This is a genomic window from Enterobacter sp. RIT637 (assembly GCF_019718755.1).
GTDB lineage: Bacteria > Pseudomonadota > Gammaproteobacteria > Enterobacterales > Enterobacteriaceae > Enterobacter.
The window spans coordinates 128,126-141,285 of sequence record NZ_JAIHAZ010000003.1 but is presented as its reverse complement, the minus strand read 5'-3'; the positions used below and the strand labels follow the sequence as shown (position 1 = coordinate 141,285).

Genomic DNA, 13,160 nt, shown 5'->3' with positions numbered 1-13,160 from the left:
AGATTATTGCCTCTGAATGGTGCGGCGCGCTTCGCAAAAATAAACAATAACGCAGCAAAATCTTTACATTAAGCCAGACTAAATGTTAACAAGCTTGCATAACACTGCACTCGCATAGCGCGAGATATAACAACATCACAATGGGTATCAATGCGTCACTGGCGCTGATAAGAAAGGAGTTGGGTATGCAATTACGTAAACTGGCCACAGCAATGCTGGTTATGGGAATGTCTGCAAGCGTCGTTCACGCTGAAGATGCTCCGGCAGCAGGCAGTACTCTCGACAAGATTGCCAAAAACGGCGTCATCGTGGTCGGCCACCGTGAATCTTCTGTCCCGTTCTCTTACTACGACAACACGCAAAAAGTCGTGGGCTATTCACAGGATTATTCCAACGCCATCGTTGAAGCTGTGAAGAAAAAGCTGAACAAACCTGACCTGCAGGTGAAGCTGATCCCAATCACTTCACAGAACCGTATTCCGCTGCTGCAAAACGGCACCTTTGACTTCGAGTGTGGCTCTACCACCAACAACCTTGAGCGTCAGAAACAGGCCGCCTTCTCCGACACCATCTTTGTCGTGGGCACCCGTCTGCTCACCAAGAAAGGCGGCGCAATCAAAGATTTTGCTGACCTGAAAGGCAAAGCGGTCGTTGTGACCTCCGGTACCACTTCCGAAGTGCTGCTGCACAAGCTGAACGACGAGAAGAAAATGGATATGCGCATCATCAGCGCGAAAGACCATGGCGACTCCTTCCGTACCCTGGAAAGCGGTCGTGCCGTCGCGTTTATGATGGATGACGCCCTGCTGGCGGGCGAACGTGCGAAAGCGAAGAAACCAGACAACTGGGAAATCGTGGGCACCGCGCAGTCGAAAGAAGCCTACGGCTGTATGCTGCGTAAAGACGACGCTGACTTCAAAAAGCTGATTGATGACACCATCGCGCAGGCACAGACATCCGGCGATGCGGAAAAATGGTTCGACAAATGGTTCAAGAACCCGATTCCACCAAAAAATCTCAACATGAACTTTGAACTGTCTGATGACATGAAAGCACTGTTCAAATCACCAAACGATAAAGCGCTTAACTAATTAGAACGACAGGGGCGGGACCTCCTGCCCTCTCGATTGTCGGGAAGCATGGACAGACTATACGCTGAGTGGTCGTTCCCCACTCAGCGCGAAAATGAGCTTCTCACCAATCTTCGAGGGTAGCGCTGCTACCCTTTTTTTTCTGGAGTTTATTATGTCAATTGACTGGAACTGGGGCATCTTTCTGCAACAAGCCCCGTTCGGCAACACCACCTATCTTGGCTGGCTGTGGAGCGGCTTTCAGGTCACCGTTGCGCTATCGATAACGGCGTGGATTATCGCGTTTCTTGTCGGTTCGCTGTTCGGTATTCTGCGCACCGTCCCTAACCGCTTTCTCTCAACACTCGGCACCCTGTACGTGGAACTGTTCCGTAACGTTCCGCTGATCGTGCAGTTCTTCACCTGGTATCTGGTCATTCCGGAACTGCTGCCGGAAAATATTGGCATGTGGTTCAAGTCGGAACTGGATCCGAACGTACAGTTCTTTGTCTCTTCCATGCTGTGCCTGGGGCTGTTCACCGCCGCGCGCGTTTGCGAGCAGGTGCGTGCCGCCATCCAGTCACTGCCGCGCGGGCAAAAGAACGCGGCTCTGGCGATGGGCCTGACGCTGCCGCAAGCCTACCGCTACGTGCTGCTGCCTAACGCCTATCGCGTAATCGTTCCACCGATGACCTCTGAGATGATGAACCTGGTGAAAAACTCGGCCATCGCCTCGACTATCGGTCTGGTGGATATGGCTGCGCAGGCGGGCAAGCTGCTGGATTACTCCGCCCACGCGTGGGAATCCTTCACCGCGATCACGCTCGCATATGTTCTGATTAACGCTTTCATCATGCTGGTGATGAACCTGGTTGAACGCAAAATTCGCCTGCCGGGCAATCTGGGGGGCAAATAATGTACGAATTTGACTGGAGTTCTGTCGTTCCATCCATGCCTTACCTGCTGGATGGCCTGGTGATCACCTTAAAGATCACCGTGATTGCCATTATTATCGGCATCGTGTGGGGCACCCTGCTGGCGGTGATGCGCCTGTCGAGCTTTAAACCCCTCGCCTGGTTTGCGACTGCCTACGTTAACGTCTTCCGCTCCATTCCACTGGTGATGGTGCTGCTATGGTTTTACCTGATTGTTCCAGGCTTCCTGCAGAACGTACTGGGACTGTCGCCGAAAACCGATATCCGCCTGATCTCCGCCATGGTGGCATTCTCGATGTTTGAGGCCGCTTACTACTCCGAGATTATCCGTGCGGGCATTCAGAGTATCTCCCGCGGGCAGTCCAGCGCCGCGCTGGCGCTGGGGATGACCCACTGGCAATCCATGCAGCTCATTATTCTGCCGCAGGCGTTCCGCGCCATGGTTCCGCTCCTGCTGACCCAGGGCATCGTGCTGTTCCAGGATACCTCTCTGGTCTACGTCCTGAGCCTGGCAGACTTCTTCCGTACCGCGTCCACCATCGGCGAGCGTGATGGTACGCAGGTTGAGATGGTCCTCTTCGCGGGTGGGGTCTATTTTGTGATTAGTTTAAGCGCGTCGCTGTTGGTCAGCTGGCTGAAGAAAAGGACTGTATAATGATTTCCCTGAAAAATGTTTCTAAATGGTATGGGCACTTTCAGGTGCTGACCGACTGCTCCACCGAAGTGAAAAAAGGCGACGTGGTGGTGGTGTGTGGACCGTCTGGCTCCGGTAAGTCGACGCTGATCAAAACCGTTAACGGCCTTGAGCCGGTGCAGCAGGGTGAGATTGTTGTCAACGGTACCAAAGTCAACGACAAGAAAACCAATCTTGCACAGCTTCGCTCACACGTCGGCATGGTGTTCCAGCATTTTGAGCTGTTCCCTCACCTCTCAATCATCGAGAACCTGACGCTGGCGCAGGTAAAAGTACTTAAGCGTGATAAAAAAGCATCGCGCGAGAAAGGGCTGAAGCTCCTGGAACGCGTGGGGCTTTCGGCGCATGCCGATAAGTTCCCTGCACAGCTTTCCGGCGGCCAGCAGCAGCGCGTGGCGATTGCCCGCGCGCTGTGCATGGATCCGGTGGCAATGCTGTTTGATGAGCCAACGTCGGCGCTCGATCCAGAGATGATCAACGAAGTGCTGGACGTGATGGTTGAACTGGCGCACGAAGGGATGACCATGATGGTGGTAACCCACGAAATGGGCTTCGCCCGTAAAGTGGCCAACCGCGTGATCTTTATGGACGAAGGGAAAATTGTCGAAGACTCACCGAAAGAAGAGTTCTTTGCCAATCCGAAATCCGAGCGTGCGAAAGATTTCCTCGCCAAAATCCTGCACTAATCTTCTCCGTGCGCAATCTGCGGATTGCGCACTGCTTCACGCTTTCACTCTCTTCCTCTCGTCGGCGTCACATTGCAGCGTTAACCTTGTCACAAAATAACGCTAAGAATGGAGAACGCTATGGCACAGCCTATTATTCTCGATTGCGATCCGGGTCATGATGACGCGATCGCACTCGTCCTTGCACTTGCCTCCCCTGAACTCGACGTGAAAGCCGTCACCTCGTCCGCCGGAAACCAGACGCCTGATAAAACCCTGCGTAACGTGCTGCGCATGCTAACGCTGCTTAAACGCACCGATATTCCGGTTGCGGGTGGGGCCGTGAAGCCGCTGATGCGCGAGCTGATTATTGCCGACAACGTTCACGGTGAAAGCGGGCTGGACGGCCCGGCACTGCCGGAGCCAGGCTTTGCACCGCAACGCTGCACCGCCGTGGAACTGATGGCGAAGGTGCTGCGCGAAAGCGCGGAGCCCGTGACGCTGGTAGCTACCGGACCGCAAACCAACGTTGCGCTGCTGCTGAACAGCCATCCGGAACTTCGCGGTAAAATCGCCCGGATCGTGCTGATGGGTGGCGCAATGGGGCTGGGGAACTGGACGCCAGCGGCGGAGTTCAACATTTTTGTCGATCCGGAAGCAGCGGAGATTGTCTTCCAGTCAGGATTACCGATTGTGATGGCGGGGCTGGACGTTACCCATCGCGCGCAGATTATGGCGGACGATATAGAGCGTTTCCGCTCCGTCGGCAACCCGGTTGCGACAACCGTGGCCGAACTGCTCGACTTCTTTATGGAGTATCACAAAGCCGAAAAGTGGGGTTTCCACGGCGCGCCGCTGCACGACCCGTGTACCATTGCCTGGCTGTTAAAACCTGAGATGTTTACCACGGTGGAGCGTTGGGTCGGCGTGGAGACGCAGGGCAAATATACCCAGGGCATGACGGTAGTGGACTACTATTCGCTGACGGGAAATAAACCGAATACCACGGTGATGGTGGACATCGACCGGGAGGCATTTGTGGATTTGCTGGCGGAAAGGCTGACTTATTACTCTGCGGCCTGATGCCCTCACCCCGGCCCTCTCCCAAGGGGAGAGGGAGCAAACACTAAAAACGGCAACGGGGTTGCCGTTTCGCTTTTACTTTTTGCGGCCTGATGCCCTCACCCCAACCCTCTCCCACGGGAGAGGGAGCAAACACTAAAAACGGCAACGAGGTTGCCGTTTTGCTTTTATTTATGGCTCAAACGGACGGCGCTGGAACTGGTCGTGCCCACACTTCGGACACAGCGGCAGGACATCCGGCGTATAAACCGCGATATGGTAATGGCACTTCTCACACACCAGATTCCCCAGCCCCACCACTTCACCGCTCTGGTACACGCCGTGGTGGTTCAAATCCTGAAACACCTCGCGCCACTCCAGCTGCGTTTTGTCGGTAATATCCGCCAGCTCCTGCCACAGGCTCTCTTTAATCACACGCATAAAGACGCTGTCGGCGACTTCATCCTGGCTCTCTTCGTAGCTGCGCGCGAACTCTTCCAGATCGCGACGCACGGCGCGCGTCACCTCTTCCACTTCGGTTCGCGTTAACTCACCCGTTTGCGCCACCCGGGCGCGCGCCTGTTCGACCAGCGCGTCGATATCGCGTTCGCCGTTACGTAGCCGTTCCGTCAGAGTCGCCACCAGTTCGCGGTAAAATTGAGCAACCTTGTTCATCATTTTGCCTCCCGGGTAAGTAACTATTTCTAATAATAGACCTTATTTCGCCGCCGCTTTGTCAGGTGAAGCACAGACCCGGTAAATTCCTGCAAAGTGCATTTGTGCGAAAGGCTGTTTTGACGCGGGCGTTTGGGCTATGCTATGCGGATCTGAATTACCACATCCATTGGCTACATTTGTAGCTGTATTGAAAACAGGACCACTGGCTGCCATGCAAGAGCAATACCGCCCGGAAGAGATAGAATCAAAAGTCCAGCAACACTGGGACGAGAAGCGCACCTTTGAAGTAACCGAAGACGAGAGCAAAGAGAAGTATTACTGCCTGTCGATGCTTCCCTATCCTTCTGGTCGACTACACATGGGCCACGTGCGTAACTACACCATCGGTGATGTGATTGCACGCTACCAGCGCATGCTGGGCAAAAACGTCCTGCAGCCAATCGGCTGGGATGCGTTCGGTCTGCCTGCGGAAGGCGCAGCGGTCAAAAACAACACCGCACCAGCACCGTGGACGTACGACAACATCGCGTACATGAAAAACCAGCTCAAAATGCTGGGCTTTGGCTATGACTGGAGCCGCGAGCTGGCAACCTGCACCCCGGAATACTACCGCTGGGAGCAGAAGTTCTTCACCGAGCTGTACAAAAAAGGCCTGGTGTATAAAAAGACCTCTGCCGTTAACTGGTGTCCGAATGACCAGACCGTTCTCGCAAACGAACAGGTAATCGACGGCTGCTGCTGGCGCTGTGACACCAAAGTTGAGCGTAAAGAGATCCCACAGTGGTTTATCAAAATCACCGCTTACGCTGATGAGCTGCTGAACGATCTGGATAACCTGGATCACTGGCCAGATACCGTTAAGACCATGCAGCGCAACTGGATCGGCCGTTCTGAAGGCGTGGAAATCACCTTCAACGTTGAGAACTACGACCAGACCCTGACCGTTTACACCACCCGTCCGGACACTTTCATGGGCGCGACCTACCTGGCCGTGGCCGCAGGTCACCCGCTGGCGCAGAAAGCGGCAGAGAACAACCCGGAACTGGCGACCTTCATCGACGAATGCCGCAACACCAAAGTGGCCGAAGCCGATATGGCAACGATGGAGAAAAAAGGGGTTGATACCGGCTTTAAAGCCATTCACCCACTGACTGGCGAAGCGATTCCTGTCTGGGCCGCCAACTTCGTTCTGATGGAGTACGGCACAGGCGCCGTGATGGCCGTTCCGGGTCACGACCAGCGCGACTACGAATTTGCAACCAAATATGGCCTGACCATCAAGCCTGTTATCCTGGCGGCTGACGGTTCTGAACCGGACCTGTCCGAGCAGGCGCTGACCGAAAAAGGCACCCTGTTCAACTCCGGCGAATTCAGCGGCCTGAGCTTCGAAGACGGCTTCAACGCCATTGCCGACAAGCTGGCGTCTCTGGGCGTGGGCGAACGTAAAGTTAACTTCCGTCTGCGCGACTGGGGCGTTTCCCGTCAGCGTTACTGGGGTGCGCCAATTCCAATGGTGACCCTGGAAGACGGCACCGTGATGCCGACGCCTGAAGATCAGCTGCCGGTGATCCTGCCGGAAGACGTGGTCATGGACGGCATCACCAGCCCGATCAAAGCCGATCCTGAGTGGGCAAAAACCACCGTCAACGGTCAGCCTGCGCTGCGTGAAACCGACACTTTCGATACCTTTATGGAATCTTCCTGGTACTACGCGCGTTATACCTGCCCGCAGTACAAAGAAGGGATGCTGGATTCCGATGCAGCGAACTACTGGCTGCCGGTAGACATCTACATTGGCGGCATCGAACACGCCATTATGCACCTGCTCTACTTCCGCTTCTTCCACAAACTGATGCGCGATGCGGGCATGGTGAACTCTGACGAACCCGCGAAACAGCTGCTGTGTCAGGGCATGGTTCTGGCAGATGCGTTCTATTACGTGGGCGCAAACGGCGAGCGTAACTGGGTTTCTCCGGTTGACGCCATCGTTGAGCGCGACGAAAAAGGCCGTATCGTGAAGGCGAAAGACGCCGAAGGTCATGAACTGGTTTACACCGGCATGAGCAAGATGTCCAAGTCCAAAAACAACGGTATCGACCCGCAGGTGATGGTTGAGCGTTACGGTGCGGACACCGTGCGTCTGTTCATGATGTTTGCCTCTCCGGCAGACATGACCCTCGAATGGCAGGAGTCCGGCGTTGAAGGCGCGAACCGCTTCCTGAAACGCGTCTGGAAACTGGTTTACGAGCATACCTCACAGGGTGATGCGCCAGCACTGAACGCTGCGGCATTGACTGAAGATCAGCAGGCGCTGCGTCGCGACGTTCATAAAACGATTGCGAAAGTAACCGATGATATTGGTCGTCGTCAGACCTTCAATACCGCAATTGCGGCTATTATGGAACTGATGAACAAGCTGGCTAAAGCCCCGCAGGACGGCGAGCAGGATCGTGCCATCATGCGTGAAGCGCTGCTGGCCGTCGTTCGCATGCTTAACCCGTTCACACCGCACGCCAGCTTCACCCTGTGGCAGGAGCTGAAAGGCGAAGGCGATATCGACAACGCGCCGTGGCCAGTGGCTGATGAATCCGCTATGGTGGAAAACACCACCCTGGTTGTGGTGCAGGTCAACGGCAAAGTGCGCGGTAAAATCACCGTGGCTGTTGATGCAACCGAAGAGCAGGTTCGCGAGCGCGCAGGTCAGGAACCGCTGGTTGCGAAATATCTTGAGGGCGTTACCGTACGTAAAGTGATCTACGTACCAGGTAAACTGCTTAATCTGGTCGTTGGCTAAGCGCGGGAGGAAACGTGCGACAACTGGCAACAATACTCTTATCACTGGCGGTGCTTGTCACCGCTGGCTGTGGCTGGCACCTGCGCAATACCACGGCGGTGCCTGCTGAGATGAAAACGATGATTTTCGATTCATCAGATCCGAATGGTCCACTCAGCCGGGCTGTTCGTAACCAGCTCCGTTTGAACGATGTTGAGTTGATCGAGAAAGGCACGCTGCGCCAGGATGTTCCGTCATTGCGCATCCTGACCTCGACGTTGTCAAAAGATACCGCGTCCATCTTCCAGGATGGCCGTACTGCGGAATATCAGATGGTGCTTAACGTGAAAGCGGCCGTATTGATCCCGGGTAAAGATATTTACCCAATCAGTACTAAAGTCTACCGTTCGTTCTTCGATAACCCGCAAACGGCGCTGGCAAAAGATGCCGAGCAGCAGATTATCATCAACGAAATGTATGATAAGGCAGCGGAACAGCTGATCCGTAAACTGCCAAGTATTGCTGCGTCGACGAAACAAGGCTCTGACATTATCGACACACCGGACGCTAACGCGCCGACCATGTCAACGTCGATGGGTAACTGATGATCAGGTTGTATCCTGAACAACTCCGCGCGCAGCTCAATGAAGGGCTGCGCGCGGCGTATCTGCTGCTCGGAAACGATCCGCTATTACTTCAGGAAAGTCTGGATGCCGTTCGTCACGCGGCGGTCGCTCAGGGCTTTGATGAACACCACACCGTTCAGCTGGACAATAACACCGACTGGAACGCCGTCTTTTCACTTTGCCAGGCAATGAGCCTGTTTGCATCGCGCCAGACAATCCAGATCCTGCTGCCAGAAAATGGCCCTAATGCGGCCATAAATGAGCAACTCGCCACGCTGGTCAGCCTGTTGCACAGCGATCTGCTGCTGATTGTGCGCGGCAACAAGCTCACCAAGGCGCAGGAAAACGCAACGTGGTTTACGCAACTTGCGACCAACGCCGTACAGGTCACCTGCCAGACACCTGAACAGACGCATCTGCCAAAATGGGTTGCCGCGCGAGCAAAACAGCACAATCTTCAGTTGGATGAGGCGGCGAACCAGCTGCTTTGCTACTGCTATGAAGGCAACCTGCTGGCGCTGGCGCAGGCACTGGACAGGCTTTCTCTGCTTTGGCCTGACGGCAAACTGACGTTACCGCGTGTTGAGCAGGCGGTAAACGATGCAGCCCACTTTACGCCGTTTCACTGGGTTGACGCGCTGCTGTCAGCAAAGAGCAAACGCGCGCTGCACATTTTGCAGCAGCTGCGTCTTGAAGGCAGTGAACCTGTCATTTTGCTGCGCACGCTCCAGCGGGAGCTGTTGTTACTGAATACGCTCAAGCGTCAGTCTGCCCATACGCCATTGCGTTCACTGTTTGATAAACACCGTGTATGGCAAAACCGCAGGGCGATGACCACCGAGGCCATCAACCGACTGAGTCATGAACAGCTGCGCCAGGCTGTGCAGCTACTGATGCGCGCCGAGCTCACGTTGAAACAAGATTACGGTCAGTCGGTCTGGTCGGAGCTGGAAAGCCTTTCACTGCTGCTCTGCCACAAGGCACTGGCAGACGTATTTATCGATGGATAGCATGCATTCTCTACAAGCGCTGTACGGCGGAACCTTCGACCCGGTGCATTACGGGCATCTTAAGCCGGTTGAAATTCTGGCGAATCTGATTGGCCTGCAGCGCGTTATCATTATGCCCAATAACGTTCCGCCGCACCGCCCTCAGCCAGAGGCTACCAGCGAGCAGCGAAAAGAGATGCTCGCCCTGGCGATTGCGGATAAACCCCTTTTCCGTCTTGACGTGCGGGAGTTACGTCGCAACACCCCGTCCTGGACGTCCCAGACGCTGCAGGAGTGGCGAGCTGAACAAGGGCCGGATAAACCGCTGGCCTTTATTATCGGTCAGGATTCCCTGCTCAACTTCCCCACCTGGCATCAGTATGAAACCATACTGGAGAACAGCCACCTTCTCGTGTGCCGTCGCCCCGGGTATCCGCTGACCATGCGAGAACAACAGTACCAGCAATGGCTTGAAGCGCACCTCACCGACAACGTGGAAGATCTGCATAATCAGCCTGCCGGGAAGATTTATCTGGCAGAAACGCCGTGGTTTGATATTTCTGCGACGCTCATTCGCGAGCGCCTGCAGCAGGGTTTAGCCTGTGACGATATGCTGCCTTCGTCCGTTCTGGCGTATATCAATCAGCACGGGTTGTATCAGAAAAGCGCAGACGCATAGCCTGAGGCAAGAAAAAGCGGCTGATTGATTATCCTGCCTTGACAGAGTAAGCCATACTGTTATCCTCCGCTGCCAGACTTTCCCGCCGATCATTGCTTTACAGAAATTGTTTTACAAAAATGGCGATGCAATCTCCGGCGGAGGGTGGGATGATACCCGCCTTCAAAAGCCCGGCCGGTGACATTTGTCCCGACACTGGCGTCAGTTCAGGTATACTGTCTGGCCACGAATTTATAGTTACACAATCTCATTCACCCAGGGGGAAAACTTGCAGGGTAAAGCACTCCAGGATTTTGTTATCGACAAAATTGATGACCTGAAAGGTCAGGACATCATCGCTATCGACGTTAAAGGTAAATCCAGCATCACCGACTGCATGATTATCTGCACCGGTACATCTACTCGCCATGTGGTTTCGATTGCCGATCACGTCGTTCAGGAATCACGTGCAGCAGGGCTGTTACCGCTTGGCGTTGAAGGTGAAGCGACCGCTGACTGGGTGGTTGTTGACCTCGGCGATGTGATTGTCCATGTCATGCAGGAAGAGAGTCGTCGCCTGTATGAGCTGGAAAAACTCTGGGGTTAATGCGTGAAGTTGCAGCTGGTCGCCGTCGGCACCAAAATGCCGGGCTGGGTACAAACCGGTTTTACTGAGTATCTGCGTCGTTTTCCAAAAGATATGCCGTTCGAACTGGTGGAAATTCCTGCCGGTAAGCGCGGCAAGAACGCGGATATCAAACGTATTCTCGATAAAGAGGGTGAGCTGATGCTGGCTGCCGCAGGCAAAAACCGCATCGTTACCCTCGATATTCCAGGGAAACCCTGGGATACGCCGCAGCTGGCGCACGAACTGGAGCGCTGGAAGCAGGATGGGCGTGATGTCAGTCTGTTGATTGGCGGACCTGAAGGGTTATCCCCCGCCTGCAAAGCGGCAGCAGAACAAAGTTGGTCCCTCTCCGCGCTGACGCTCCCCCACCCGCTTGTCAGGGTGCTGGTGGCAGAAAGCCTGTACCGCGCGTGGAGCATTACTACCAACCACCCCTACCACCGCGAGTAATGACTGACCAGGGTAGATTAAGCAGCGGATGAAACTACAGAATTCTTTTCGCGACTATACGGCTGAGTCCGCGCTGTTTGTGCGCCGGGCGCTGGTCGCCTTTACGGGGATTTTGCTGCTGACCGGCGTGCTGATCGCCAACCTCTATAATCTGCAAATTGTCCGCTTCACCGACTACCAGACGCGTTCAAACGAGAACCGCATCAAGCTGGTGCCGATCGCGCCAAGCCGCGGCATTATCTACGACCGTAACGGCACGCCGCTGGCCTTGAACCGCACCATCTATCAAATCGAGATGATGCCGGAAAAGGTCGATAACGTGCAGGATACGCTGAACGCCCTGAGAAGCGTTGTCGACCTCAACGATGACGATATCGCCGCCTTTAAAAAAGAGCGCTCCCGTTCTCACCGCTTCACGTCTATTCCGGTCAAAACCAACCTGACAGAAGTGCAGGTAGCCCGTTTTGCCGTGAACCAGTATCGATTCCCCGGCGTGGAAGTGAAAGGCTATAAGCGCCGCTACTATCCTTACGGCTCTGCGCTGACGCACGTGATTGGCTACGTTTCCAAGATTAACGATAAAGACGTTGACCGCCTTGATAAAGACGGCAAGCTGGCCAACTACGCCGCAACGCATGATATCGGTAAGCTGGGGATTGAGCGTTATTATGAAGATGTGCTGCACGGCGAAACCGGCTATGAGGAGGTTGAAGTTAACAACCGTGGCCGCGTAATCCGCCAGCTGAAAGAGGTGCCACCGCAGGCGGGCCATGATGTGTATCTGACACTCGACCTTAAGCTGCAGCAGTATATCGAAACCCTGCTGGCAGGCAGCCGTGCCGCCGTTATCGTCACCGATCCGCGCACCGGTGGAATTCTGGCCATGGTCTCCATGCCGAGCTACGATCCTAACCTCTTCGTGGACGGTATCTCCAGCAAAGATTATTCCGGTCTGCTTAACGATCCGAACACCCCGCTGGTTAACCGTGCGACGCAGGGTGTCTACCCGCCTGCGTCAACGGTAAAACCTTACGTTGCGGTTTCTGCACTGAGTGCGGGCGTGATCAATCGTAATACCAGCCTGTTTGACCCCGGCTGGTGGCAGCTGCCTGGCTCTGAAAAACGTTACCGCGACTGGAAGAAATGGGGTCACGGTCATCTGAACGTAACCAAATCACTAGAAGAGTCTGCGGATACCTTCTTCTACCAGGTCGCCTATGACATGGGCATCGATCGTCTGTCGACGTGGATGAGTAAATTCGGCTACGGACACTACACCGGCATCGATCTTGCGGAAGAACGTTCTGGCAATATGCCAACCCGCGAATGGAAGCTGAAGCGCTTTAAGAAGCCGTGGTATCAGGGCGATACCATTCCGGTCGGGATCGGCCAGGGTTACTGGACAGCCACCCCGCTGCAGATGAACAAAGCGATGATGATCCTCATCAACGACGGCGTGGTGAAGGTTCCGCATCTGCTGCAAAGTACGGTTGAGAATGGCAAGAAAGTCCCTTGGATCCAGCCGCATGAGGCCCCGGTGGGCGACATCCATTCCGGCTTCTGGGAAATTGCCAAAGATGGTATGTACGGCGTGGCAAACCGTCCAAACGGGACCGCGCATAAATACTTTGCGGGTGCACCTTATAAAGTGGCGGCCAAATCGGGGACGGCTCAGGTCTTCGGCCTGAAGGCAAACGAAACCTATAACGCGCACAAAATTGCTGAACGTCTGCGTGACCACAAGCTCATGACGGCGTTTGCCCCTTATGATAACCCGCAGGTTGCAGTGGCGATGATTCTCGAAAACGGCGGTGCAGGTCCGGCTGTGGGTACCATCATGCGTCAAATCCTCGACCACATTATGCTGGGTGATAACAACACCGAACTGCCGGCAGAAAACCCGGCAGCCGCTGCGGCGGAGGACCAATAATC

13 protein-coding genes are annotated in these 13,160 nt (G+C 54.9%); 12 read left to right on the top strand and 1 reads right to left on the bottom strand.

The window, feature by feature from the left end:
- Positions 1 to 185 precede the first annotated feature (185 nt).
- The 5 genes from K5E19_RS07555 to rihA all read left to right on the top strand — a co-directional run bounded on the left by K5E19_RS07555 (position 186) and on the right by rihA (position 4,447).
- A complete protein-coding gene (locus K5E19_RS07555; protein WP_221550662.1) occupies positions 186 to 1,091 on the top strand; it encodes an amino acid ABC transporter substrate-binding protein in 906 nt (301 codons plus the stop codon).
- A 154-nt stretch (positions 1,092 to 1,245) separates the two neighbouring features.
- Positions 1,246 to 1,986, top strand: a complete 741-nt coding sequence (gene gltJ / locus K5E19_RS07550) for a glutamate/aspartate ABC transporter permease GltJ (protein ID WP_221550661.1) — start codon at positions 1,246 to 1,248, stop codon at positions 1,984 to 1,986.
- Entirely contained in the window at positions 1,986 to 2,660 is a 675-nt protein-coding gene (gene gltK, locus K5E19_RS07545; protein WP_221550660.1) for a glutamate/aspartate ABC transporter permease GltK, read from the top strand. The genes gltJ and gltK overlap by 1 nt, the downstream gene beginning before the upstream one ends.
- Entirely contained in the window at positions 2,660 to 3,385 is a 726-nt protein-coding gene (locus K5E19_RS07540; protein ID WP_014883001.1) for an amino acid ABC transporter ATP-binding protein, read from the top strand. Before gltK ends, K5E19_RS07540 begins: the two co-directional genes overlap by 1 nt.
- Positions 3,386 to 3,505: 120 nt before the next feature.
- On the top strand, positions 3,506 to 4,447 hold the full coding sequence (gene rihA / locus K5E19_RS07535) for a pyrimidine-specific ribonucleoside hydrolase RihA (protein WP_221550659.1): 942 nt from the start codon (positions 3,506 to 3,508) through the stop codon (positions 4,445 to 4,447).
- 171 nt (positions 4,448 to 4,618) lie between these two features.
- Here the strand turns inward: rihA and K5E19_RS07530 are convergent, their stop codons facing one another.
- A complete protein-coding gene (locus K5E19_RS07530; RefSeq protein WP_221550853.1) occupies positions 4,619 to 5,101 on the bottom strand; it encodes a zinc ribbon-containing protein in 483 nt (160 codons plus the stop codon).
- 214 nt (positions 5,102 to 5,315) lie between these two features.
- Here K5E19_RS07530 and leuS point away from each other — a divergent pair, with 214 nt between their 5' ends.
- The 7 genes from leuS (at position 5,316) to mrdA (ending at position 13,158) form a co-directional block, all read left to right on the top strand.
- Positions 5,316 to 7,898 (top strand): leucine--tRNA ligase, encoded by a 2,583-nt coding sequence (gene leuS, locus K5E19_RS07525; protein WP_221550657.1) that lies wholly within the window; start codon positions 5,316 to 5,318, stop codon positions 7,896 to 7,898.
- A 14-nt stretch (positions 7,899 to 7,912) separates the two neighbouring features.
- Positions 7,913 to 8,482: an LPS assembly lipoprotein LptE gene (gene lptE, locus K5E19_RS07520; protein WP_221550655.1), complete on the top strand. Its 570-nt coding sequence runs from the start codon at positions 7,913 to 7,915 to the stop codon at positions 8,480 to 8,482.
- Positions 8,482 to 9,513, top strand: a complete 1,032-nt coding sequence (gene holA, locus K5E19_RS07515; RefSeq protein WP_221550653.1) for a DNA polymerase III subunit delta — start codon at positions 8,482 to 8,484, stop codon at positions 9,511 to 9,513. The genes lptE and holA overlap by 1 nt, the downstream gene beginning before the upstream one ends.
- The gene (nadD, locus tag K5E19_RS07510; RefSeq protein ID WP_221550651.1) at positions 9,506 to 10,171 is read left to right on the top strand and encodes a nicotinate-nucleotide adenylyltransferase; all 666 of its coding nucleotides are present in this window, start codon (positions 9,506 to 9,508) and stop codon (positions 10,169 to 10,171) included. Before holA ends, nadD begins: the two co-directional genes overlap by 8 nt.
- Before the next feature lie 268 nt (positions 10,172 to 10,439).
- Complete coding sequence (gene rsfS / locus K5E19_RS07505; RefSeq protein WP_003858696.1) at positions 10,440 to 10,757, top strand: ribosome silencing factor; 318 nt, start codon at positions 10,440 to 10,442, stop codon at positions 10,755 to 10,757.
- Between the two features lie 3 nt (positions 10,758 to 10,760).
- Complete coding sequence (gene rlmH, locus K5E19_RS07500; protein WP_221550649.1) at positions 10,761 to 11,228, top strand: 23S rRNA (pseudouridine(1915)-N(3))-methyltransferase RlmH; 468 nt, start codon at positions 10,761 to 10,763, stop codon at positions 11,226 to 11,228.
- A gap of 28 nt (positions 11,229 to 11,256) precedes the next feature.
- Positions 11,257 to 13,158 carry a peptidoglycan DD-transpeptidase MrdA gene (mrdA, locus tag K5E19_RS07495; protein WP_221550647.1) on the top strand — a complete coding sequence of 634 codons (1,902 nt, stop codon included), beginning with the start codon at positions 11,257 to 11,259 and terminating at the stop codon, positions 13,156 to 13,158.
- The last annotated feature ends 2 nt before the right edge of the window (positions 13,159 to 13,160 follow it).

What these genes read in the sequence shown, in the direction of transcription:
- leuS (WP_221550657.1), top strand. Translation starts at nt 5,316, where the DNA reads ATGCAAGAGCAATACCGCCCGGAAGAGATAGAATCAAAAGTCCAGCAA.
- K5E19_RS07555 (WP_221550662.1), top strand. Translation starts at nt 186, where the DNA reads ATGCAATTACGTAAACTGGCCACAGCAATGCTGGTTATGGGAATGTCT.
- K5E19_RS07540 (WP_014883001.1), top strand. Translation starts at nt 2,660, where the DNA reads ATGATTTCCCTGAAAAATGTTTCTAAATGGTATGGGCACTTTCAGGTG.
- rihA (WP_221550659.1), top strand. Translation starts at nt 3,506, where the DNA reads ATGGCACAGCCTATTATTCTCGATTGCGATCCGGGTCATGATGACGCG.
- gltK (WP_221550660.1), top strand. Translation starts at nt 1,986, where the DNA reads ATGTACGAATTTGACTGGAGTTCTGTCGTTCCATCCATGCCTTACCTG.
- holA (WP_221550653.1), top strand. Translation starts at nt 8,482, where the DNA reads ATGATCAGGTTGTATCCTGAACAACTCCGCGCGCAGCTCAATGAAGGG.
- nadD (WP_221550651.1), top strand. Translation starts at nt 9,506, where the DNA reads ATGGATAGCATGCATTCTCTACAAGCGCTGTACGGCGGAACCTTCGAC.
- K5E19_RS07530 (WP_221550853.1), bottom strand. Translation starts at nt 5,101, where the DNA reads ATGAACAAGGTTGCTCAATTTTACCGCGAACTGGTGGCGACTCTGACG.
- gltJ (WP_221550661.1), top strand. Translation starts at nt 1,246, where the DNA reads ATGTCAATTGACTGGAACTGGGGCATCTTTCTGCAACAAGCCCCGTTC.
- mrdA (WP_221550647.1), top strand. Translation starts at nt 11,257, where the DNA reads ATGAAACTACAGAATTCTTTTCGCGACTATACGGCTGAGTCCGCGCTG.